Annotated in this window: 17 protein-coding genes and 1 pseudogene; 5 read left to right on the top strand and 13 right to left on the bottom strand. The window is 71.9% G+C overall.

All coding sequences use genetic code 11. From position 1 onward, the window contains the following. Positions 1–19: 19 nt before the first annotated feature. The 3 genes and pseudogenes from OG332_RS38585 to OG332_RS38575 all read right to left on the bottom strand — a co-directional run bounded on the left by OG332_RS38585 (position 20) and on the right by OG332_RS38575 (position 3,862). Complete coding sequence (locus OG332_RS38585; protein ID WP_327417793.1) at positions 20–2,089, bottom strand: ATP-binding SpoIIE family protein phosphatase; 2,070 nt, start codon at positions 2,087–2,089, stop codon at positions 20–22. Between the two features lie 252 nt (positions 2,090–2,341). Further along, a pseudogene (locus OG332_RS38580) lies at positions 2,342–2,542 on the bottom strand (ATP-binding cassette domain-containing protein); the annotation flags it as partial. A 168-nt stretch (positions 2,543–2,710) separates the two neighbouring features. Continuing rightward, entirely contained in the window at positions 2,711–3,862 is a 1,152-nt protein-coding gene (locus tag OG332_RS38575) for an agmatine deiminase family protein (RefSeq protein ID WP_327417792.1), read from the bottom strand. A 156-nt stretch (positions 3,863–4,018) separates the two neighbouring features. On the opposite strand from OG332_RS38575, the gene OG332_RS38570 reads away from it, so the two are divergent. Beyond that, complete coding sequence (locus OG332_RS38570) at positions 4,019–4,654, top strand: TetR/AcrR family transcriptional regulator (protein ID WP_327417791.1); 636 nt, start codon at positions 4,019–4,021, stop codon at positions 4,652–4,654. Positions 4,655–4,676: 22 nt separating this feature from the next. Here OG332_RS38570 and OG332_RS38565 read toward each other — a convergent pair whose 3' ends face one another. The 10 genes from OG332_RS38565 to OG332_RS38520 form a co-directional block, all read right to left on the bottom strand. Beyond that, the gene (locus tag OG332_RS38565) at positions 4,677–5,474 is read right to left on the bottom strand and encodes an ABC transporter ATP-binding protein (protein WP_327417790.1); all 798 of its coding nucleotides are present in this window, start codon (positions 5,472–5,474) and stop codon (positions 4,677–4,679) included. Next, positions 5,467–6,462, bottom strand: coding sequence for an ABC transporter ATP-binding protein (locus OG332_RS38560; RefSeq protein WP_327417789.1), 996 nt, complete (start codon positions 6,460–6,462; stop codon positions 5,467–5,469). Before OG332_RS38560 ends, OG332_RS38565 begins: the two co-directional genes overlap by 8 nt. 41 nt (positions 6,463–6,503) lie before the next feature. Beyond that, positions 6,504–7,358: an ABC transporter permease gene (locus OG332_RS38555; RefSeq protein ID WP_327417788.1), complete on the bottom strand. Its 855-nt coding sequence runs from the start codon at positions 7,356–7,358 to the stop codon at positions 6,504–6,506. Next, positions 7,355–8,314: an ABC transporter permease gene (locus tag OG332_RS38550; protein ID WP_327417787.1), complete on the bottom strand. Its 960-nt coding sequence runs from the start codon at positions 8,312–8,314 to the stop codon at positions 7,355–7,357. The genes OG332_RS38555 and OG332_RS38550 overlap by 4 nt, the downstream gene beginning before the upstream one ends. After that, the gene (locus tag OG332_RS38545; protein WP_327417786.1) at positions 8,311–9,987 is read right to left on the bottom strand and encodes an ABC transporter substrate-binding protein; all 1,677 of its coding nucleotides are present in this window, start codon (positions 9,985–9,987) and stop codon (positions 8,311–8,313) included. Before OG332_RS38545 ends, OG332_RS38550 begins: the two co-directional genes overlap by 4 nt. Positions 9,988–10,082: 95 nt before the next feature. Further along, complete coding sequence (locus OG332_RS38540; protein ID WP_327417785.1) at positions 10,083–11,117, bottom strand: agmatine deiminase family protein; 1,035 nt, start codon at positions 11,115–11,117, stop codon at positions 10,083–10,085. Between the two features lie 92 nt (positions 11,118–11,209). Beyond that, entirely contained in the window at positions 11,210–12,958 is a 1,749-nt protein-coding gene (locus OG332_RS38535) for an urease subunit alpha (RefSeq protein ID WP_327417784.1), read from the bottom strand. Then, entirely contained in the window at positions 12,955–13,659 is a 705-nt protein-coding gene (ureA, locus tag OG332_RS38530; RefSeq protein WP_327417783.1) for an urease subunit gamma, read from the bottom strand. The genes OG332_RS38535 and ureA overlap by 4 nt, the downstream gene beginning before the upstream one ends. Before the next feature lie 397 nt (positions 13,660–14,056). Further along, entirely contained in the window at positions 14,057–14,638 is a 582-nt protein-coding gene (locus tag OG332_RS38525; protein WP_327417782.1) for a TetR/AcrR family transcriptional regulator, read from the bottom strand. 414 nt (positions 14,639–15,052) lie between these two features. Then, on the bottom strand, positions 15,053–15,535 hold the full coding sequence (locus tag OG332_RS38520) for a hypothetical protein (protein WP_327417781.1): 483 nt from the start codon (positions 15,533–15,535) through the stop codon (positions 15,053–15,055). 111 nt (positions 15,536–15,646) lie between these two features. Between OG332_RS38520 and OG332_RS38515 the strand changes: the two genes are divergently transcribed. From OG332_RS38515 to OG332_RS38500, 4 genes are all read left to right on the top strand, one after another. Further along, a complete protein-coding gene (locus tag OG332_RS38515; RefSeq protein WP_327417780.1) occupies positions 15,647–16,267 on the top strand; it encodes a TetR/AcrR family transcriptional regulator in 621 nt (206 codons plus the stop codon). Between the two features lie 183 nt (positions 16,268–16,450). Next, on the top strand, positions 16,451–17,602 hold the full coding sequence (locus OG332_RS38510; RefSeq protein ID WP_327417779.1) for an agmatine deiminase family protein: 1,152 nt from the start codon (positions 16,451–16,453) through the stop codon (positions 17,600–17,602). Positions 17,603–17,697: 95 nt separating this feature from the next. Further along, a complete protein-coding gene (locus tag OG332_RS38505; protein ID WP_327417778.1) occupies positions 17,698–19,179 on the top strand; it encodes a hypothetical protein in 1,482 nt (493 codons plus the stop codon). A gap of 73 nt (positions 19,180–19,252) precedes the next feature. Next, positions 19,253–22,003: a P-loop NTPase fold protein gene (locus tag OG332_RS38500; protein ID WP_327417777.1), complete on the top strand. Its 2,751-nt coding sequence runs from the start codon at positions 19,253–19,255 to the stop codon at positions 22,001–22,003. Positions 22,004–22,051 lie beyond the last annotated feature (48 nt).

Here is a 22,051-nt window from a genome sequence, read left to right as displayed (position 1 = left end):
GGGGTCCGGTCGCGTGAACCTAGCCGAGGGACCCGTCTACGGGCTGCTCCGTCCAGATGGTCTTCCCTCTGCTGGTGAACCGGCAGCCCCACCGGTCGGTGAGCTGGGCGACGAGGAACAGGCCGCGCCCGCCCTCGTCCGTCTCCCGCGCACGGCGCAGGCGCGGCTGAGTACTACTGGGGTCGGACACCTCGCAGACGAGCACCCGGTCGCGGATCAGCCGGAGCCCGACCGGGCCGCCCGCGTAGCGGATCGCGTTCGTGACGAGTTCGCTGACGACGAGCTCCGTCACGAAGCTCAGTTCGTCCAACTGCCAACCCGACAGCTGGTCCAACACCAGCTCACGGGCGTGCGCGACGAGGGAGAGGTCGGCTTCGAGTTCCCACTCGGCGACCTGATCGGACGAGAGGGCGCGGGTGCGGGCGAGCAGCAGAGCGACGTCGTCGGCGGGCTCCTGGGGCAGCACCTTGTCGAACATGCTCCGGCTGACCTCGCCCAGGGGCCGGCTCGATCCGGCGCCGGCGAGGGAGCTCCGCAGTCTTTCCATCCCCTCCTCGATGTCGCCGCCGCGGCGCGCCACGAGTCCGTCCGTGAAGAACGCCATCGTGCTGCCGGGTGGTACGCCGAACTCCGTTACTTCGAAAGGCATTCCGCCGACGCCCAGCGGCGGTCCCGGCACCATGCCCAGGAAGAACGGCTCCTCCCCCGGGGGCAGCAGGGCCGGCGGCGGATGTCCTGCGGTCGCGGCGACGCATCGACTCGTCACCGGGTCGTAGACGGCGTACAGGCACGTCGCTCCGAGCACCGCGGGTTCCGCGCGGGATTCGCCGGTCATCTGCTCGCTGGAGAAGCCGAGCACCAGGTCGTCCAGGTGCGTGAGGAGCTCGCCCGGATCCAGATCGAGGTCGGCCAGGGTCTGCACCGCGGTCCGCAGTCGCGCCATGGCCGCGGTGGCTTCGAGGCCGTGGCCGACGACGTCCCCGACGACGAACGCCACGCGCAACGACGGCAGGGGGATCACGTCGAACCAGTCCCCGCCGACCCCGACGCCGCCGCACGCCGGCTGGTAGACCCCCGCCGTCTCCGCGGCCGCCGTGTTCACGAGGGAGTGCGGCAGCAGGCTTCGCTGCAGTGCCACCACCGACCGGTGTTCCTTCGTGAAGCGGCGCGCGTTGTCCACGCCGAGCGCGGCCCTGGAGGCGACGTCCTGCAGGAGCGCCGCGTCCTCCTCGCTGAAGGCGGACGGCAACTGGCTGCGCCAGACCGTGACGCAGCCGAGGATCAGACCTCGTGCGTACAGCGGCACCGCCACGGAGGAGTGCGCCCCGCTCGGGACGAACAGGCGCAGGGTTCCGGTGTCCACCCCGAGCGCCGCCCGCAGTACGCCGACGTCCGACACCAGCACGGGCCGTCCCGCCATGAGCGGGCGCATCACGTCCGTGTCCGGTACGGGAGGGAGTGCCTCGCCGACCGGCAGGAGGTCCTCCGCGGAAACCCCGGGGCTCTGCGCGGCGGCGGTCCGGCGCAGGCGGACCTCACCGCTGGTGTCGAGGGGCAGCGGCTCGTCGCCGACCAGCACCGGCTCGGCGAGGTCCACGGTCGCCAGGTCGGCGAAGTCGGGGACGAGCAGGTTGACGAGGACCTGGGCCATGTCCGTCACGTCCAGGGAGGCCCCGATGCTCGCGGCGGCCGCGTGGGACAGCCTCTTCCGGCGTCGCTCCGAGTCGGGCTCTACCGCCTCCGCCGCGGTGTCCTCCACGGTGACCAGGACGAGCCACTGAGCCTCGGCGTCGCGATCGCCCGGAGTGCGCGCGGCGAGGCGGACGACCGTGCAGACCAGAGGGACGTTTCGACCCGCTTCGTCGCTGCCGGGGATGGTCACCGTGCGCCCTACCGGTCCCGTCTCCGCTCCGGCACGCGGCAGCAGCCCCAGCAGGGGAGCACAGGGCCGGCCCGGTGAGCATTCCAGCAGCGTTGCCGCCCGTTCCGAACGGGCGACGACCACGCCTGCGTCGTCCAGTACGACGGCTGCCGTTTCGCTGACGGGCACCGAGGCCGGCCTCGGGCCACGCCGCTCCGGTTCACGCATGTCGCCTCCACGCACCGTGACTTTCAGTATCGTCCCGGACGGAGGACCCGGCGACCCGCGGCACGCCCCCGCCGGGCCGCTTCTCCGCCTACGGCCAGGTCAGCACGGGCCGGTGGTCAGCGCGCCTCGGCGCCCGGTGGCCGTCGCCCGCGGCCGGACCGGGCCGCCCAGCGGCCGTCGTGGCGGCCGACCTCGATCGGGCGGCCGAAGCACGTGGTGAGCGAGTCTCCGGTCAGGACGGCCGCGACCGGGCCCGTCGGTGGGGTGCACCAGGGCGCCGACGAGGCGCAGCACGGTCGTCTTGCCCGCGCCGTTCGCGCCGAGCAGCGCCCCGTGCTCACCGGAGCGCACGGTCCAGTCGATCCGGTCGAGGATCACCGGCCCGGTGGTGAAACGGCGTACGCCGACGGCGTCGAGTGCGGCGACGGTCCGAGGTTGCGCGGGCCTGTCCATGGGCGCTCCTGCCTGGCGCCGTGACGCCCAACGACGATGGCGCGCATTCCATCGCGAAAGAGTGTCGATCACCATCGATGCGCGATATCCGGGCGGAAGGGGCCCGTCGGCACTCACGGGGCGGTGGCAGGCCGGCGGCCGCGCGGGCGCCGGCCTGCCGCCGGGGGCCTACGGCACCGGCTGCTGCTGGGTGACGCAGTGGACGCCGCCGCCACCGGCACCGAGGCGGTCGATGTTGAGGCGTTCGACGACACGGCCGGGGAAGAGGCGGGTCAGCGTGGCGCGCGCCGCGGCATCGGCCCGGGTGTCGCCGAACTGACCGCTGATCACGGCGCCGTTGCACACGTAGTAGTTGGCATAGGAGGCGAGGAAGTCCGGGTTGGTGGAGCGGATCTTGTAGTAGTCGGGGCCCTGGAGCTTCTCGACCGTCATCCGGGCTCCGCCCGCGGTCGTGGCCGCGGACAGGATCTGGTACTGCCGGCGCGCGTCCTTGGCGTAGACGTCGTTGTCCGAGGCCAGTGGCATCTGGACCAGGGCCTTCCCGGGGGCGAGGAAGCGGGAGGTCGCGTCGACGTGGTCGTCGGTGATGTCCTGGCCGACCACGCCGTCGAACCAGATCACCTTGGACGCGCCGTAGGCGGTGCGCAGCGCGGCCTCGATCTGGCTCTGCGACATGGTGGGGTTGCGGTTGCGGTTCACCAGGCTGCTGCGGGTGGCCATCAGCGTGCCCGCGCCGTCCTGCTCGACCGCGCCGCCCTCGCCCACCAGCCCGGCGCCGGTGAAGGGGACGCCGAGGTGGGCGGCGACGCGGGCGGCGACCAGGGCGTCCTTGGAGTGGGCCTGCTTCCCGCCCCAGCCGTTGAAGTTCAGGCCGACCGCGTCCAGCCCGCCGGCCCCGTCCGTGCGGAAGACGGGTCCGGTGTCGCGCATCCAGCAGTCGTCCACGGGGATGGTGGTGACGACGGTGACGGTGGAACCGCACATGGAACGGGCCTTGGCGGCGCTGCCCGAGTTGGCACAGATGTAGACCGGCTCGTACTTGGCGATGGTGCGGGCGATGAGCGCGATGTCCGACTGGACGCCGCTGAGCGTGTTGCCCCAGATGGAGGTGCTGTCCGGCCAGGCCATCCAGGTGCGGGTGTGGTGGACGTCCTCGATCGGCACCCGGAACGGGCCCGCCGCGGCGGCGGGGCGGACCGCCGCCCCCGCCCGCCCCTCGGTCACCGCGAGCGCGGCGGCCGCGGCCGTGAGTCCCGCCGCCGCCAGGAATCTGCGCCTGTCCAGGCCCGCGCCGGGCGGGTTCGTCGCATGCTCGTTCATGAGGGGCTCCTTGGGGATTCAACTTCCCGCGCCGACTGCGGGGTTGACCGGAAAGCTAAAACTGGCCAAGCGCTCGGTCAATAGTCTGGACGAGGTCATTCCGGTGGATCACGGAAAGCCGCAGGTGGCAGTGCGCGGGCTCGTTAGAGTGACGCCATGGCCGCTTCCGCGAAGGACTCCCCGAACCCGCCCGTCCCTCCTGCCCGCGCGGGGCGCCCCAGGGTCTCGGCGAAGGGCGAGCAGACCCGGGCACGACTGATCGCCGCCGCACGGACCCTGCTGGCGGGCGGGATGAGCGAACGGTTCACCACCCGCAACGTGGCGGCTTTGTCCGGCGTTTCACACGGGATGTGCCACTACCACTTCCAGGACCGGACCGACCTCGTCCTGGCGGTCATCGCGGACATCCGCCCCGAGTGGATCCTCCCCCTGGAGCAGGCGGCCGCCGCTCCGGGGTCGTTCGCGGAGCGCGCCGAGCGGATGGTCGAACTGCTGGGCCGGCCCGAGGGCGCGGAACTCTCCCACCTCCACTCGGCGTTGCACTGGCACGCCCTCAACGACACGCGGGTCCGGGAGTGCCTGGAGGCGGAGTTCCGGCGCTGGCGCGGCTGTTTCGTCACCCTGTTCCAGGTCCTGGCCGAGGAACGGGACGGTGACGTCGACCCGGTCCTGCTGGGCGAAGCGGTGGCCGCCGCCGTGGACGGCCTGGCCGCGGCGGAGTCACTGGGCTCCGAGGTCGACTCAGGGCCGGTGCTGCGCACCCTGATCCGTACGCTCGCCGCCGGTGCCTGATCCGGGGACCGCGGAGCGCCCGCTACAGCGCCCGCCGGGCCGCGGCGATCGCCGCCGGATCCCAGCCGGGGCGGGGCACGGACTCCAGCAGCAGCCGGGTGTACGGATGCCCGGGCGCGGCGAGCACCTCCTGCGTGCCGCCCTGTTCGACCACGGCCCCGTGCCGCATCACGACGATCTCGTCGGTCACGCACCGCACGACCCCGAGGTCGTGGGTGATGAAGAGGAACGCGATCCCGGTCTGCTCCCTGACATCGGCCAGCAGGTTGAGGATCTGCGCCTGCACGGAGACGTCGAGCGCGGCGACGGCCTCGTCCAGGACGAGGACGGCCGGTTCGACGGCGAGGGCCCTGGCGATGGCGACGCGCTGGCGCTGACCGCCGGACAGACGGCGCGGCAGGGCGTCCGCGGCCCGGGTGCCCAGGCCCACCTGGTCGAGCAGTTCGCGTACGCGCTTCGCGTGGTCGCGGCCGGGGAAGTGCAGGCTCAGGGTCTCCCGCAGGGCCGCTTCGACGCTGGTGCGCGGGTCGAGGGAGAGGTACGGGTCCTGGAAGACCATCTGGATCTCGCGGGCACGGGCGAGGCCCGCGGCCCGGCCCCGGGCGTGCGCGGTCCGGGACCGGCCGCGGACCAGGACCTCTCCTTCGTCCGCGCGCTCCAGGCCGACGACGATGCGGGCGGCGGTCGTCTTGCCGGATCCGGACTCGCCGACGATGCCCAGCGATCCGCCTTCGGGGAGTGCGAAGGACACGTCGTCCACCGCCCTGACGGCTCCGAAGGAGCGGCTCAGCCCTTGGACCTCCAGTACGTTCTCAGGCATCGACGGCGCTCCCTTCGAGCAGGTCGCCGTGGTGACACGCGGCCCGGTGGTCCGGCCGGTCCGGGGCTGCGGACAGCAGCGGGGCCTGCTGGTCGCAGACCTCCGTGGCGAGCGGACAGCGGGCTGCGAAGGCGCAGCCGTGCAGCGGTTCCCGCAGGTCCGGCGGCCGGCCCTCGATGGCGGCGAGCCTGCCCCGGGGGCCCTCCATCCGCGGGGTGGAGGCGAGGAGGGCTGCCGTGTACGGGTGCCGGGGGCGGGAGAAGAGGACCTCGGCCCGGCCGGACTCCGCGATCCGGCCGGCGTACATGACGTAGACGCGGTCGCTGATGGCGGCGGCGAGGTCGAGGTCGTGGGTGACGAACAGCAGCCCGGTGCCGAAGCGTTCGCGGAGCGTGGTCAGGAGGGCGATGACCTCGGCCTGGCTGCTGACGTCCAGGGCCGTGGTGGGCTCGTCGGCCAGCAGGAGCACGGGGTCCCCCATCAGGGCCGCCGCGATCACGACGCGCTGGAGCATGCCGCCGGAGACCTGGCCGGGGTACGTGCGCAGGAGGGACTCGTCCAGGCCGACCGCCCGGAGGAGTTCGACCGCCCGGGCGGTGGCCTCCGTCCGGCTCATGGCCCCGGTGAGGGTGACGCTCTCGGTGAGGAAGTCGCCGATGCGCCGCAGCGGGTTGACCGCGGCGCGCGGGTCCTGGAAGACCATGGCGACCGTGCCGGCCCGTACCGCGCGCAGGCGGTCGGTGTCCATGGCGAGCACGTCCTGGCCGTCGACCCGGACCGTGCCTTCGACGACGGCGCCGGGCGGCAGCAGACGCAGTGCGCTGCGGGAGGTGATGGTCTTGCCGGATCCGGACTCGCCGACGAGGGCGACGGTCTCGCCGGCGGCGACGGTGAGGTCGACGCCGTCGAGGACGGGCCGGGCGGTGCCGGGCAGGGTGACTCTCAGCCCTTGGATGTCGAGCGTGTCGGCCGATCGCGCCGGTCGCATCGCTCGTGTCGGTCGCGTCGCTCGTGTCAGTCGCGCCTGTTTCATGGGGTTCTCCCGGCTACACGGTCGGCCCACCGCTCGCCCACCACGTTGAAGGCGACCACGGTCAGCACGATGAAGGCGCAGGGCAGGATCGCGGAGAGCGGGTAGCCGTGCTGGATGGCGGTCTGCCCGTCGAAGACCATGCGGCCCCAGTCGGGGGTGAGGGCCGGAACTCCGAGCCCGAGGAACGACAGTCCGGCGAGGTCCATCAGGGCGTAGCCGAAGTTGATGGTGGACTGGGCGAGGACGACGGGGGCGATGTTCGGCAGGACGTGGCGCAGGCAGATCTGTACGGCCGAGTGGCCCTGGACCTGATAGGCGCTCACGTACGGGCGGCTGCGCTCGGCGAGCACGAGGGAGCGGGTGAGGCGGCTGACGTAGGGCAGGTAGGCGACGGCCAGCGCGATGACGGGGGCGAGCAGGCCCTCTCCGTAGACGGAGATGATCAGGATGGCCAGCAGCATGCCGGGGAAGGCGAAGACCAGCTCCGTGCTGCGGGACAGGACGGAGTCGATCCAGCCGCCCCGCCAGGCGGCGGCCATGCCGATGGCGATGCCCGCCACGGTGGAGAAGGCGACGACGCCCAGCGGTCCGAGGAGCGAGGTGCGCGCGCCCAACAGCAGCCGGGAGAGGGTGTCGCGGCCGGCGGCGTCCACGCCGAGCGGGTGTGCGGCGGAGGGCTCGGCGAGGGCGTTGCCGAGGTCCACGGCGTTGGGGTCTTGGGGCGCCGCCCAGGGCGCGAGCAGTGCGGCGAGGACGACGAGGGCGACGAGGCCCAGGCAGAGGAGGTGGAGCGGGGAACCGGTGGCACGGATCCGGGAGAGGCCGGGGCGGCGGACGAGTACGGCGCTCACGTGGCGGCTCCCCTCGTTCCGAGGGTGACCCGGGGGTCGACCAGGGGCAGCAGCAGGTCCACGAGCAGGTTCACGATCATGAAGAGGGCGACGATGATCAGGGAGATCGCCTGGACGGTCGGGAAGTCCTTGGTGGTGGTGGACAGTTCGAGGAGCTGGCCGATGCCGCCGATGCTGAAGGCGGTCTCGACCAGGATGGTGCACACCAGGAGGGTGGAGACGATCAGTCCGCCGGTGGTCAGGACGGTCCCGAGGGAGTTGCGGAAGACGTGGCGGCGGATGACCTGGCGTTCGGGGACGCCCCGGCTGCGGGCGACGGTGACGTGCTCGCTGTCGAGGGCTTCGAGCATGGCGGAGCGGGTGACGCGGGCGAGCATGCCGATCAGGTAGAGCGCGAGGGCGACCGCGGGGAGCGCGAGGTGCCAGAGCATGTCCGCGAAGCCCTCGCCGGCGCCGCTGCTGGGGAACCACCCCAGCTGGACGGCGAACAGCCCCTGGAGCAGGACGGCCGCGACGAAGGACGGAGTGCCGACGGCGAACGTCGTGGTGACCAGGATCGCGGAATCGGTGGCCCCGCCCCGGACGGCGGCGGTCCGGCCCAGCAGCAGGCCGACCGCCACGACCACGACGAGAGCCATGGTGATCAGCAGCAGCGTCACGGGAAGCCGGTCCGCCAGGAGGCGCGAGACATCGGTGCGGTAGGTGATCGAGCGCCCGAAGTCGCCTTGGAGCACGTCCCCGAGCCAGTGGAAGTAGCGGGTGAGGAAAGGATCGTCCAGGTGGTACTGGGCGTTGATCGAGGCGAGGGCCTCCGGGGAGGCCGACCGGCCGGCGAGCAGGAAGCTCGCCGGGTTGCCCGGCGCCGTGTACATGGCGCCGAAGACCACGAACGAGGCGGCGAGGAGGGTGGCGGCCATTTCCGCCACCCGTCGTACGGCGAATCGGGCGAAGCTCACTGCGCGGCCCCCACGTCGGCGGCCCACGGGTGGTACATGTACGAGATGGTGGTGGGCGCTCCCGTGATGCGCTTGCCCTGGAACAGCGCGGTCGGCCACTCGGCGACGGGGATCCACAGCAGTTGCTCGCAGGCGTGGTGCTGGAGTTTCGCCTCGATCTCCATCCGCTGCTGGACCGGGTAGACGGCGGTGGCCTGGTCGACGAGCTGGTCGTACTGGGGGTCGCTGTAGCCGGCGAAGTTCATGTACGCGCCGGTCTTGAAGTTCGCCAGGAGGTCGAGCGGGTCGGTGATCGAGTCGTAGTAGGTGAGCGGGAACATGTCGATGCCCTCGCGCGCCCGGGGGTCGGTGAAGAGTGCGGTGAAGGCGTTGGGGGCGATGGTCTTCAGCCGGATGTCCAGGCCGATCTGCGTACCGGCCGCCTGGACCGCGGTGGCGAGGAGGGAGACGTCCTGGCCTATGGAACTGGTGGCCATGGTCAGGGTCTTGCCGGTGGCCCCGGCCTCCTGGACCAGCGCCTTGGCCTTGTCGATGTCCTGGCCGGTGGGCGGCAGCCCGTCGAGGGCGGTCTTCAGGGTGTTCTCGGGTGCGGCGGCCCAGGCGGCGCGGGTGGTCAGGGAGTTGGTGACGGTGCCCGCGCCCCCGAGTCCGGCCTTGACGAATCCGGTGCGGTCGAGCGCCAGGGACAGGGCCCTTCGGACGCGGACGTCACCGAGGGGCCCCTCCATGTTGGTGACGTTGACGTTGACCGTGCTCAGGCCCTCGCCGAAGTAGAGGGTGCCGCTGCCGCTGCCGCGCAGGCGGGCGTAGCTCTCGGTGGGGATCAGGTAGCCGCCGTCGACCTCCCCGCTGAGCATCGCGTTGGTGCGGGCGGACGGGTCGGTCAGTACGCGGAAGACGGCCTTCTTCGACTTGGCCTTGGCGCCCCAGTAGCCGTCGAAGCGGTTGAGTTCGACCGACTGGCCCTTGTTCCACGTGCCGAGTTCGAAGGGGCCGGTGCAGGCGAGCCCGCCGGTCGTGCCGTAGTCCTTGCCCGCCGCCTCGACGCCGGCCTGGGAAGCCACCGCTCCGGCAGCGGTCGCCATGTACTGCGGGAACTGGGAGTCGGGCTTCTTGAGCTTGACGGTGACCTGGAGCGGGCCGCTCTTGGTGACGGCGGAGACGTTCTGGAAGACCTGGGCCCAGGCGGCGGCGTTGTCGGGGTCCATCTGCCGGCCGAGGCTGAAGACCACGTCGTCGGCGGTCATCTCCTTGCCGTCGTGGAAGCGCACGCCGGGGCGCAGGTCGTAGACCCAGGTGGTGGGATCGGGGTTGGACGCCTTCTGGGCGAGCCCGGGCTCGGTGGTGAGCGCCGGGGTCCAGCGCATCAGGCTCTCGCACACGTTGGACAGGATGGTGTTCTGCGGGTAGTCGAACGCCACCGTGTAGTCGAGGGTCGGCGGTTCGGCGTAGACGGCCCAGCTGAAGGAGTCGATCTCGCCGCGGGCCGGGGGCGTGGAGGCGGAGAGGTGGACGTCGGTGACCTCGCCCGCGTCGCCCTTGGGCGGACCGGAGCAGGCCGCGAGCAGGGCGAGGGAGGTCAGGACGGCGCTGGTGAGGACCGCGCTGCGGCGGAGGTGGGGGCGGTGGGGGCGGTGGGGGCGTCTTGCCGTGCGGGGTGGGGAGGTGGTCATCGTCGCGCTCTCTTTTCCGTGAGGGATGCGGGGGAGGAGGGAGCGGACCGCCGGGGGGCCTCGGGTCGGTCCGCGGGGAACGGCCGGTGTCCGGGTCAGCCGGCGGCGTGCACGCCGGTGCGTGCGGCGGGGATCTGCTGGGTGATGCAGTGGACTCCGCCGCCGCCGAACGCGATGGCGAGCGCCCGTACGCCGACGACCTTGCGGCCGGGGTGGGCGGAGGCGATGACGGCGAGGGCGTCCTCGTCCTGGGCCAGCCCGGCCACCGGGACGACGACGCCGCCGTTGGCCACGTAGTAGTTCAGGTAGGACACCTCGATCTCGCCGTCGGCGAGATCGGCGAAGGCCGTCTGCGGCACGTCGATGATCTCCAGTCGGCGGCCCTGGGCGTCGGTGGCGGCTTCGAGCACCGCACGGTTGGCGCGCATCCGGGCGTAGTCGGGGTGGTTGGGGTTGTCGGGCAGGGAGACGACGACCGTGCCGGGCGCGGCGAAGGCGCAGACGCCGTCGACGTGGCCGTCGGTCTCGGTGTCGAGCAGGCCGCCGTACGGCAGCCAGATCACCTTGGTGACGCCGAGCCGGGACTTCAGCTCGGCCTCGATCTCGTCACGGCTCTTGTCGGGGTTCCGGTTGGGGTGCAGCAGGCACTGCTCGGTGGTGATCAGGGTGCCTTCGCCGTCGACGGTGATCGCACCGCCTTCGAGGATCATGTCGGAGGTGATGCGGTCGACCCCGAGGTGCTCCAGCAGCAGGGCACTGACCCGGTCGTCGGCGTCGAACGGGTGGTGCTTGCCGCCCCAGGCGTTGAAGCGGAAGTCCACGCCGGCGCGGTTGCCGTCGGCGTCGAGGACGAAGAGCGGGGCGCAGTCGCGGAACCAGGAGTCGTCGAGCGGCATCTCGATGACGGTGATGCCGGCGGTGTCCTGGCCGCAGCGGGCGCGGGCGTCCTCGCCGTGGCCGGGCGGAGCGACCACCGTCACGTGCTCGAAGGCCGCGATGGCGCGGGCGACGTTGGCGTACTCCTCCTTGACGTCGGCCAGCACGCTTCCCCACAGGTCCTCGCGGGTGGGCCAGGCCATCAGGCAGCCCTCGTGCTCTGTCCACTCGGCAGGCATGCGGTATTCGGACATCAGCTGTCTCATTTCTTTTGTGGGAGCCTTTCACCGACTGAAAATTCAGTCAAGAGTCGATCCGTGCGAGAGGGAACGGGCAGGAGGCGCCCTCAGAGGAAGTAGAGGCGGTTGAGCGAGACCTGCTGCGCCGGCTCGGAGCGCAGGGGTTCCCCGTCGAGCGTGACGAGCCCGGTGCGGGGGTCGACGTCGACCTCCCCCAGACGGGTGTTGCCGACCATGTCCTCCGGGCCGATGCCCCGGGTCCCCCGCACGGCGACCCGGCGGCGCCGGGTGCCCAGGGTGTCGTAGGGGGCTCCGAAGGAGCCCGACTCGGCCGCGGCACGGCTGACGAACGCCACGGAGAGGTCCGCGGGTGCGGCGCCGTGGGCCCCGAACAGCGGGCCCAGGACGAGCGGCTCACAGCAGTCGGTGGCGGCGTTGGGGTCGCCGGTGACTCCGTACGCGGGGAAGCCCGACTTGAGGACGAGCTGGGGCTTGGCGCCGAAGAACGGGGGGCGCCACAGCACGATGTCGGCGAGCTTGCCGACCTCGATGGAGCCGATCTCGTGGGCCAGACCGTGGGCGATGGCCGGGTTGATGGTCAGCTTGGCCATATAGCGCAGCACGCGGGCGTTGTCGTCGCCCTCGCCGTCACCGGCGAGCGGGCCGAGCTCGCCCTTCATCTTGGCGGCCATGGCGAAGGTGCGGCGGATGGTCTCCCCCGCCCGGCCCATGCCCTGCGCGTCGGAGGAGGTGATGCCGATCGCCCCGAGGTCGTGGAGCACGTCCTCCGCGCCCATCGTGCCGGCGCGGATCCGGTCACGGGCCATGGCCGCGTCACCCGGCAGGTCCGGCTTGAGGTCGTGGACGGAGACGATCATGCCGTAGTGCTCGGCCACCGCGTCCCGGCCGAAGGGCAGCGTCGGGTTCGTGGAGGAGCCGATGACGTTCGCCACGCCCGCCATCTTCAGCACGTTGGGAACGTGCCCGCCGCCGCAGCCCTCGATGTGGAAGGCGTGGATGGTCCGGCCGTCCAGCACGCGCAGGGTGTCCTCGACGGAGAGGCACTCGTTGAGGCCGTCCGAGTGCAGGGCGACCTGCACGTCGTGCTCCTCGGCCACCCGCAGGGCGGTGTCCAGGGCACGGGTGTGCGCACCCATGTCCTCGTGGACCTTGAAACCGGACGCCCCGCCCTCGGCCAGCGCCTCCACCAGCGGAGCCGCGTCCGAGGAAGAACCCCGGGCCAGGAAACCGATGTTGACGGGCCAGGCGTCGAAGGCGTTGAAGGCGTGCTTCAGCGCCCAGGGCGAGTTGACACCGACACCCCAGACCGGGCCGAACTCCTGGCCGATGACCGTGGTCACGCCCGCGGCGAGGGACGCCTCCATGATCCGCGGGGAAAGCAGGTGGACATGCGTGTCCACGGCGCCGGCGGTCGCGATCAGGCCCTCGCCGGAGACGATCGACGTGCCGGTGCCGACGACGACGTCCACGCCGTCGAGGGTGTCGGGGTTGCCGGCCCGGCCGATCGCGTGGATCCGGCCCTCACGAATACCGATCGACACCTTGCGGATGCCCAGAACGGCATCGATCACCAGGACATTGCTGATCACCACGTCACAGGTCTCGCGGACCGCGGCCGCCTTCAGGTGCAGACCGTCACGGGCCGTCTTCCCGAAACCGGCCAGGAACTCGTCACCGGGCTTCTGCGCATCGGACTCCACCCGGACGGTCAGCCCGGAGTCGCCGAGCCGGACCCGGTCCCCGGCCCGGGGGCCGAAGACGGAGGCGTACTCGTGCGGGTCGATGTGCCGGCTGCCCGGCGCACAGTGGTCGCCGTGCCGGGTCGGTCTGCTCATGACGGGGCTCCTTCTGGGGCGGCCGCGCCCAGGTAGCCGCAGGCCACGGCCTTGTGGAGGGCTTCTTCCTGCGCGCCGGGAGCGTCGAGCGGGCCGTCCACCAGGCCGGCGAAGCCGATCGCGATGCGAGCGCCGCCGATGGGGACGAGGCCCACCTCGACGGTGGAGCCCGCGTCGAAGCGGGTGGACGATCCTGCGGGGACGGCCAGGCGCATGCCGTACGCGGCTGCGCGGTCGAAGTCTAGGCGCGGATTGGCCTCGAAGAAGTGGAAGTGCGAGGTCACGCTCACCGGGACCGTCGCGGTGTTGCGCACCGCGAGGATCAGCGCCGGCGCGGCGGCCGGGGCGGTGTCCGTGGCGGGCAGTACGGCGCCCGGCGCCCCGTCGTCGCGCGGGCACCCCCCGAAGGGTTCGCTGACCGCCGCGAGCCGGGTGCCGTCCTCGAACACCGCCTCGACCATCACCTCGGTCACGATGTCCACGACGCCCGGCAGGACGTCGTCCGGGCCGAGGACGCCACGGCCGCGTGCGAGGGCATCGGCCAGGCGGAGGCCGTCGCGGGCCGCCTCGCACACCGTGTCGGCGATCACCGCGGTCGCCTCGGGAACGTTGAGCCGCAGGCCCCGCGCGTGGCGCGCCCGGGCCAGTTCGGCGGCGCTGAACAGGAGGAGTCGGTCACGTTCGGTGGGCGTCAGGTGCATGACGTCCACCGGGCGTCCGCCCAGGCAGCCGGGCGGGTACCCGGGCCTGTCGATACCTTCATGATCGTTGGCTCCTTCGGAAGGCGAGCGGGGTGGACCATCGGAGCCGGAACCCGCCGTCCCGTCCGGGTGTACGGGTGCACGGGAGGGGATGCCGGTGGCGCAGCGAGGAACGAGGCCAGACGCGACCCTTGGGGCGGTTCGGGGTCTGCGGGGCGGGCCGGAGCGGGGCCCTTCGGTTGCCGGGCGGCTCGATGCCCACTCTGGCATTGACTGAAAATTCAGTCAATAGATGGGGCAGCGAAAGGTCCCGGCCCTGAGAAGAGGGAAGGGACAGCACCCGAAACACCGGCGTCCGTCCCCGGCAGCCCCCTTCGCGGGGGCGTCGGCGGGTACGTCAGTTCTGCCGGAGCCCGGCCAGTTCGGCGTCGATGGCGCCGCGCATGAGCTCCCGCGCGTGGCCGATCTTGGTGCCACCGCTGAGCCAGCGCATACTGAGCCCCTCAAGGAGGGCGGTGAGCCGCTCGGCGGCGGCTGCGAGCGACGAGGCGGGCGCCATCGGCTGGACCTGACCCAATAGCGCGGCGACCTCCTGGACCCACACCAGGGTGGCCCTGGCGAGGTCCTCGCGGAGCACCTCGTCGAAGACGGCGCTCGCCCGCAGTTCGCCCCACGCCGAGCTGTTCTCCCGTACCTCCGCGGTGTCCTGGAGCTCCAGCAGCAAGGTTTCCTCCAGCTCTTCCCGAGGGGTGAGCGGAGGGTCGTCCGGGTCGCGGTCGGTGGTGTAGCGCTCGGCGCGGTCGTTGATGAATTCGAGGGTCTGGCGCAGGACCCCCGTGCGGTCCTTGAAGTGGTAGTAGATCAGGGCCGTGGAGACGCCGGCCTCGGCCGCGAGTTCTTCCACGCGCAGCCCGCGGACCCCGCGCCGGGCGATCACCCGTGCGGCCGCTTCGAGGATCTGAGTGCTGCGAGACGCCATGACCCGCACCTTACCGGGGCCTACCGGGGCAGGTGCACACGGCCCGTCACCGGGAGTTCGGACCGGCGCCGGCGCCGCCCCTCCGCCGGATGGGGCTTCCTCCTGCCGCTTCTGCGGCCGCCGGGGCGCGGCGGGCATCAGGCGGACGGGGCGGTCGCTCTCCTCGGGCATCCGCAGGCCTGCGGAACCTCCTTCGGGGGCGGGGGCCGCGTGCGCGGCGGAGGGGAGGGCCGGGCCGAGGGCGGCGAGCGGCACGGCCGCCGCTCCGAACCGGAGCAGCGGGTGTCCACGGGCCTCCCTGAGGGGTGAACGGACGGGATGACTCGACATCCTCACGTGAACTGAAAATTCAGTCAAGCCAGTGCGGCCACTGAGTGGGCTCCTGCGCCCGGAATCCGGCCCGCGCCCTGGGCCTCAGTTCCGTCGGTACTGGTCGACCGCGATCGTGACCGAGCCGTCGGCGGGCGCAGCGACCAGCCGCACGATGGCGATCTCGTTCCGGTCCGGACTGCGCACGCAGAACGGCCGCGCGTTCGCGAGCGCGCCGAACGGCAGCGTGGCGGCAGGACGCGACTCGATGCCCCGCACGCAGTCTGCCGGGGTCGGTGCACTGCCCTCGGCGACGAAGGCGTCCGACTCCTCGGACGGCAGGAAGGCATGACCGTCGCGGGCCAGGTACCAGGTGACCGTCTCGGCCGGGACCACCCTGCCCGCCCTCAGATCGAACTCGTAGCCGGAGTCGGGGGCGGTGAGCTGGGACTTCGCATAGCCGGGCAGATAGGCGGGGCCGGTGGGCGGCGTCGTCCCCCCGGCGGCGGGAGGTGCCGACCCGGCGTCGACGGGCGGGGTCGATCCGACGGTGGGTCCCCCATCGGGGCCCCCTGGCTGCTCGGGCATGCGGTGGCTCTTTCGACGTTGCGGCAATGACCTGCGCGCATCGTGCCGCTAACTAAACTTTCAGTCAATGTGTGACAATGCGAGACGCACACGGCCAGGAGGGATCACACAGTGACCGACCGCAGACGAGCAATCCTCACGGGCGCCGCGCGGGTCATCGCGCGCCAGGGCGTCCGGGGGTTGCGGGTGGCGGACCTGGCGGCCGAGGCCGGCGTGTCCACCGCCCTGATCTACTACCACTTCAAGGACCGGCCCGGCATCCTGCGGCACGCCCTGGCCTTCATCGGGGACCGGGCGGACCGCTACACCGCGACGGAGAACGGCCGGGCCGCGACGGAGAACAGCCAGGCCGCGGCGCATCCGTCCGGCCCGCGGCAACTCCTGGAGCAGACCCTGCTGCCGGCGTTCCAGGACCTGCCCGAGGTGCGCGAGAACAGTACGGCCTGGGGAGAGCTGCGGGCCCACTCGGTCTTCGATCCGGAGCTCCGGGACGAACTCGCCGCGGCGGGCGCGGCCTGGGCGGCGGAGGTCGCGGGCCACCTCGCCGAGCTGTGCCCGGCCGCGCCGCCCGGCGCCGTCACGGCCGCCGCGGAGCGGCTGACCGCCCTGCTGGAGGGGCTGAGCGTCCGCTGGCTCAGCGGCCTGCTCCCCGTCGGGCACGCCCGCGGACTGCTGCGCGAGGCGATCGGAGTGGAAACAGGCCGGCTGGGTTCCACACCGTCTGTGAATTGACTGAATTTCCAGTCAGTGGGACAGTGGCGCCACGAGGCCGCATCACCCACCGTGCCGAGCGGCCGTTCGCGGCGCGGCGCGCGCACTCTTGCCCATAGGGCCCGGTTTGTCGTCCTACGTCACTCTTTCGCGCCCGCCCTGGCCGGATGCGCCGCTTCCGCCAGTCCACGATCGGAGTTCCCCGTGTCCTTCCTGCCCCCCACCCGTCGGACCGTCCTTCGCACCCTCGCCGGAATCGGCGCCGTCGTCGCGGGCGCGTCGGCCTGTGGTCCCTCGGCGACCGGAGCCCCCGTCGGCTCCTCCCAGCCCGCCACGACGGGCGGCAAGCGGCGTCTCGGCGCCGAGTGGGAGAGCCACACCCGCACCTTCATGTCCTGGCCGGACCTGTCGTCGGTCTGGGAGGGAGACCTGCCCTACGTACGCGAGGACATCGCGCGGATCGCGCGGGCCGTCGGGGAGTACGAGGCGGTCGTCATGATGGCCCGGCCCGATCAGGCGGACGCGGCCCAGCGGGCCTGCGGATCACAGGTCGAGGTGATCCCGCTCGCCGTGGACGACCTGTGGGCCCGCGACACCGTTCCCGTCTTCGTCGAGGAAGGCGGAAAGGTCGTCGGCGTCGACTTCAACTTCAACGGCTGGGGCAACAAGCAGGAGCACGAGAACGACGGGATGGTCGCTCGCGCCCTGCTCCAGAAGTACGGGATCCCCCGGGCCGAGGCGCCGCTCGTCGCCGAGGGAGGTTCCTTCGAGCCCGACGGCGAGGGCACCCTGCTGATCACCGAGAGCTCGATCGTCAACGACAACCGCAACCGGGGCAAGAACCGCGACACGATCGAGGCCGAGCTCAAGCAGACCCTGGGCGTCGAGACGGTGGTGTGGCTGGCCGGCGTGCGCGGTGAGGACATCACCGACGCCCACGTCGACAGCCTGGTGCGCTTCACCGCGCCCGGTGTGGTCCTGCTGGACCGCGCGCACCCCAGCACCCCGGCGGACTCCTGGTCACGCTCCGCCGACCAGGCCAAGTCCGTCCTGTCGAAGGCGACGGACGCACGCGGGCGGCGCTTCGACGTCATCGACCTGCCGCAGCCCGACCTGAACAGGATCACGGGCGAGGGCGACGACTTCGTGTCGACCTACGCCAACTTCTACATCGCCAACGACGCCGTCTTCATGCCCAAGTTCGGCGACCGCAAGGCCGACGACAAGGCCCGCGGGATCCTGCAGGAGCACTTCCCCGAGCGGGACGTCGTGCCGGTCGCGATCGACACGATCGCCTCGGGCGGCGGCGGCATCCACTGCTCGACCCACGACCAGCCCGGGAAGCCCGCCGCCTGACCACGGGACCGAGGAGAACGACAGGCCCGCGGCAACCGTTGTCAGACCCCTCCCCCATGATGGAGAGCTTCAAGGGGGCATGGAGGAGGGGCGCATTGGAGAAGCTCACCGCGGCGGAGCTGAAGGACGTGTTCCGCCTGTCGGAGGCGGTCTGGTCACGCATCGCGACCGGCATGATCGCCCCCATCAATCCCGCATACACCGGCGGCGAGACGATGTGGTCCGGGCGCAATTTCGGCCGGTGGCTCGCCACCGAGCATCCCGGCCTCGCGGGCAAGGGTCCCGTCCTGCTGCGCCCGGCGCCTCCGGTAGAACCCCGCTACCTCGGCGGTTCGTACCGGACTCCCGAGGACGACACGGCCGTTGACAGCGATCTCTTCGCAGGCTTGTGGCGGACGCACGCGGGCGTGGTCGCCGTCGTCTATCCCCTGCACGGCATCGGCGCCGCGGGGAGCGAGCTCCTCGGCGTCCACGACGACGCCGACACCTTCGTCGTCGTCGATTACGCCTACGACCTCGACGGGCCCGGGCTGCGGGCCGTGGACCGGGACCGGCCCGAACTCGTCTATGCCCCGTCCTGGGCCCAGCTGGCCGCCCATGTGGGGACCCGCGTCCCGTGGTGGCCGCGCTCGCTGCGCCGCGAGGAGCACCTGACCGCGTGGCGGCCCGGAGACGAGCCCCGGCCGGTGGAGGTGATCACCTTCCCCTCCTGGGAGCCGCTCTACGCGCTGGCGCGGCAAGAGCCCGAAGGCTCCACGCTCCGGCACGCCTGTTTCACCATCGGCCACCGGATCCGGGCCTCGGCCGCGGACAGCGCCACCGGGGAGATGGAGCGCCTCCGCGCCTGGGAGCGGTCGGCGATGGACTCGATGGTGTTCCCGGCCGTGCCGGACACCGCTGATCCCGGCCTCGCGCAGCTCGCGACGGACGACGTCGTCGGCGCCGGACTCGCCGAGCTCTGCGCACGCACCGACGACCTGGCGGTGGAGTGTCTGGAACAGGTCAGTGGGTGGAGCGGCGCCGAGGACCTTCCGTACGGCGGCACGTTCCACTTGACGCGGACGAAGGTCACCCGATCCGCGGCCGAGTGGATCAACCGGCTGCGTGCCGTGCCGCCGACCGCACTCCATCGGGTGTGGGAGGAGGACTACGACACCGTGGGCACCTTCGTCGATCCGGCGACCGGAAGCCCCGTGGTCGCCGTCAAGGGGAGGTACCGATCCCGTGACGCCCGGGAGATCACCTACATCGGACGAGCCCCCAAGCGCCTTCCCGCCGGCTCCGTCCTCAAAGAGGTCATCCTCGACGAACCGATCTGGGTGCGCACCGGTGACGGCGTGCTGTACCCGGCCCCCGCCATGGACGCCCCCGGGCTGTCCTGGGGATACAACGGCTCGGGTCCCACGTGGCTCGCCGAGTGCGTCGGGCGGCTGCTCGACGACGGGGGCGCCCACGCCGTCACGTACGACGACGACTCGAAGGACGAACCCGGACTCGGAGAGTTGTTCCGGATCAAGCACAAGCAGGGCACGCGCATCTCTCGGCGGGAGCTCGTACGCGCGCGCAACTCGTCCTGACCGGCCCGTCCCCACCCCGCCCATCCCACCCCGGCCGTGCTGACCGGCGCCCCTCCCGAAAGGCCATGCGTCCATGCCCCGACCCCGCCCGCGCCCCGCATGGCAGGTCGCCGACTTCTTCGCCCTGGAGCAGGAAGCAGAGGTGTACCTGGCCGCGGTGGACGCCTGCGTGGCCGAGCCCGCCGCCGCACGGCGCCTGCGCGTCCGCCCGCAGGCGACCGCCGAAAGCACCCGTGCGGCCATGCTCACCGAGGCCAACGTCGCACGGGCCGTCGACCCCTGCCGGGACACCCAGGAGCGCTTCCGTTCCCAGCTCGAAGAGAGGGAACGGCTTCGTCGACGGCTCGACTACCTGCGCAACGGGACGCATCCGGCCACCGTGGTGCTCTGCTCGACCACCCTGCTGACGCTCCTGTTCCTCATCTTCGCGTCGTGGGCCACGGCCCTCGCCGGCGCCGTGATCCCGCTCCTGACCGCCACCGCGGTGTGGCGGCACCCGGTGTGGCGCATGAGCGTCCTGCTGAACCTCCGGGAATGGCGTCTGAGACCGGTCCTCCTCCTCTTGAGCAGGAGGACCGCATGGGCCGAAGCCGCCTGGAGCCGGGACCTCCAGGAGAACGGAGTGCGCCCCCTGGTCGCCCGTGTGGTGGAAGCGCTGCTCGGTGAGGACCCCGACTCGCTGCTCCTCGCCGACAGCTACGACGGCCTGCGCTCCCCGCGCAATCCGCAGTACGTGATCGACAGCCCGGCGGCCCGGAGCCTCGCTCGCAAGATCACCCAACTGGAGAGCGGCGGGACCATCGCGGTCAGCGGTTCCCGGGGCGTGGGCAAGTCGACGCTCCTGGAAACCTGCGCGAACGACGCCGAGTTCGCTGTCGTCGTGCAGGCACCGGCCACCTACTCCCCGTACGACTTCCTGCTGTCCCTCTACGTCAGGACGTGCGAGAGGTACCTCATCCATCACGGCTACGTCCCTCCCGCGTTCATCCGGCTCTCGACCTTCCGCAGGGCGGCGCGCCGGCTGTTCCCGGCCCTGCGCAACGCGCTCACCCTGCTGGCCTTCGGGATCACGGCGGGTGCGCTCGTCGTCCTCGGCCTGGCCGCGAGCACGCGCTCCCTCGCGACCCGGTACGAACGTCCCTTGCGTGCGCACGCGGCGGAGTACGGACACCGGGCGGCCGACGTGGTGGGGGACGTCTGGCGGGGCGAGCGGATCGGGACGGCCGTTCTCGTCGTCCTCGCCGGCGTCGCCCTGTGGAGCCTGCGGCGGTGGAGCCGGTGGGCGGACCTCCTCCGGGGTGGCCGATACGGGGTGGTCGCGATCGGCGGGCTGCTGGGCCTGGCCGCGTTCGTCTCGCTGTTCTTCGACACCGGTGTCCGGAGCGTCGTGGGGAACATCGGCGAAGACCCGGAGAGCCTCCTGCTGCTGCTCGTGGCGCTGGCCGCAGTGGCGAATCTGGCGCCCGAACAGCCGTGGGAGTTCCGGGGGCGTGTACTCGTCGCCACCGTCGGCCGCAGCCGGATCGCGCTCGGGGTGCTCCTCGTCTCGCTCGCGCTGCTCCTCACCCGGCCCACACCGCTGGCGGTCGCGACCGACCCCGAGAACCCCCTCCGGCTCGCCTGCGTTCTCGCGGGACTGCTGCTGGTCAAGGCGGGCTCCTGGACCCCTCCGGACCCGACACCGCCCCTCGTGACCGCCTGCCGCGACGAGCTGTACCGGCTGCAGACCATGCAGACGGCGTCCTCCGCGGTCACCGCGGGTGCTCCTCAGCTCCTCACCACGCAGACGGCCTCGCTGTCGACCCTGCCGCCGAACTTCCCCGAGCTGGTCTCCGACTTCCGTGACCTGCTCACGGACATCGCCGCCGAACAGCACCGGCAGGGGGAGCGGGTCGTGATCGCGATCGACGAGCTGGACCGGCTGGGCTCGGACACCGAGGCGCTCGCGTTCCTGAACGAGATCAAGGCCATCCTGGGCGTGCCCCACGTCCACTGCCTGATCTCCGTCGCGGAGGACGTCGGCGCCTCGTTCGTACGCCGGGGGCTCCCGCACCGCGGCGTCACCGACAGCTCGCTGGACGACATCGTGCACGTCCTGCCGTGCACGCTGGAGGAGTCCAAGAAGATCCTCGGGCGCCGGGCGTCCGGTCTCTCCGAGCCCTACAAGGTGCTCACGCACGCCCTCTCGGGCGGAATACCCAGGGACCTGATCCGCTACGGCCTGCGCCTGGACGAGATCACGTCCAAGACCCAGCTCATCGAACTCACGGACATCTCAAGCCAGTTGATCCTCGAAGAGCTCGCCGACACGCTCGCGGGCTTCCGCACGCTCCTGAGCAAGCAACAGTGGACGTCACGAACCAGCGCGCTCCTCATCGCGTTCCGGAACCTGACGGGCCATCTGCGAGCCGGCTGTCCCTGCGTCTCCCCCGAGCTCCGGCGGGCCCTGGAACACGTGGCCTTCCACGATCTCCACCGACACCTGGGCGAGGAAGCGGCTGCTGAGATTCCGGACGTGGCCCGGAATCTCATCGACGAGGCGTCGGCGTACGTCCTGTTCTCCCTGACCCTGCTCGACATCTTCGGCGCGGGTGACCTGGCCCGCCGCCGGGACGAGGCCGCGTCACGAGGCCCGGAAGGGGACCTGGACCTCCTGGGCCAGGCCCGTCAGGAGCTGGAGGTGTCCCCGTACAGCGCGCGACAGCTGATCGGCTCCATCCGAACCGCGTGGCGGCTCGCGGACGGCCCGGCCGCCGGCCTGCCGCCGACGGTCCCACCCGCCCGCAGCCCCGACTGCCCCCGCCACCCACGGCCGGCGGCCTGAGGGACGAGGCACGAGGCACGAGGCCGTCCGGAAACCCTTCCAGCCCGT

Source organism: Streptomyces sp. NBC_01233 (assembly GCF_035989305.1).
Taxonomy (GTDB): domain Bacteria; phylum Actinomycetota; class Actinomycetes; order Streptomycetales; family Streptomycetaceae; genus Streptomyces.
Note: the sequence above shows the minus strand (reverse complement) of the source record. Positions and strands in the feature narration are given on the sequence as shown.

Coding starts and splice junctions, on each gene's coding strand:
- OG332_RS38525 (WP_327417782.1), bottom strand. CDS start 14,638: ATGGCGTCTCGCAGCACTCAGATCCTCGAAGCGGCCGCACGGGTGATC.
- ureA (WP_327417783.1), bottom strand. CDS start 13,659: ATGCACCTGACGCCCACCGAACGTGACCGACTCCTCCTGTTCAGCGCC.
- OG332_RS38565 (WP_327417790.1), bottom strand. CDS start 5,474: ATGCCTGAGAACGTACTGGAGGTCCAAGGGCTGAGCCGCTCCTTCGGA.
- OG332_RS38560 (WP_327417789.1), bottom strand. CDS start 6,462: ATGCGACCGGCGCGATCGGCCGACACGCTCGACATCCAAGGGCTGAGA.
- OG332_RS38575 (WP_327417792.1), bottom strand. CDS start 3,862: ATGAACGAGCATGCGACGAACCCGCCCGGCGCGGGCCTGGACAGGCGC.
- OG332_RS38520 (WP_327417781.1), bottom strand. CDS start 15,535: ATGCCCGAGCAGCCAGGGGGCCCCGATGGGGGACCCACCGTCGGATCG.
- OG332_RS38500 (WP_327417777.1), top strand. CDS start 19,253: ATGCCCCGACCCCGCCCGCGCCCCGCATGGCAGGTCGCCGACTTCTTC.
- OG332_RS38545 (WP_327417786.1), bottom strand. CDS start 9,987: ATGACCACCTCCCCACCCCGCACGGCAAGACGCCCCCACCGCCCCCAC.
- OG332_RS38585 (WP_327417793.1), bottom strand. CDS start 2,089: ATGCGTGAACCGGAGCGGCGTGGCCCGAGGCCGGCCTCGGTGCCCGTC.
- OG332_RS38540 (WP_327417785.1), bottom strand. CDS start 11,117: ATGTCCGAATACCGCATGCCTGCCGAGTGGACAGAGCACGAGGGCTGC.
- OG332_RS38570 (WP_327417791.1), top strand. CDS start 4,019: ATGGCCGCTTCCGCGAAGGACTCCCCGAACCCGCCCGTCCCTCCTGCC.
- OG332_RS38535 (WP_327417784.1), bottom strand. CDS start 12,958: ATGAGCAGACCGACCCGGCACGGCGACCACTGTGCGCCGGGCAGCCGG.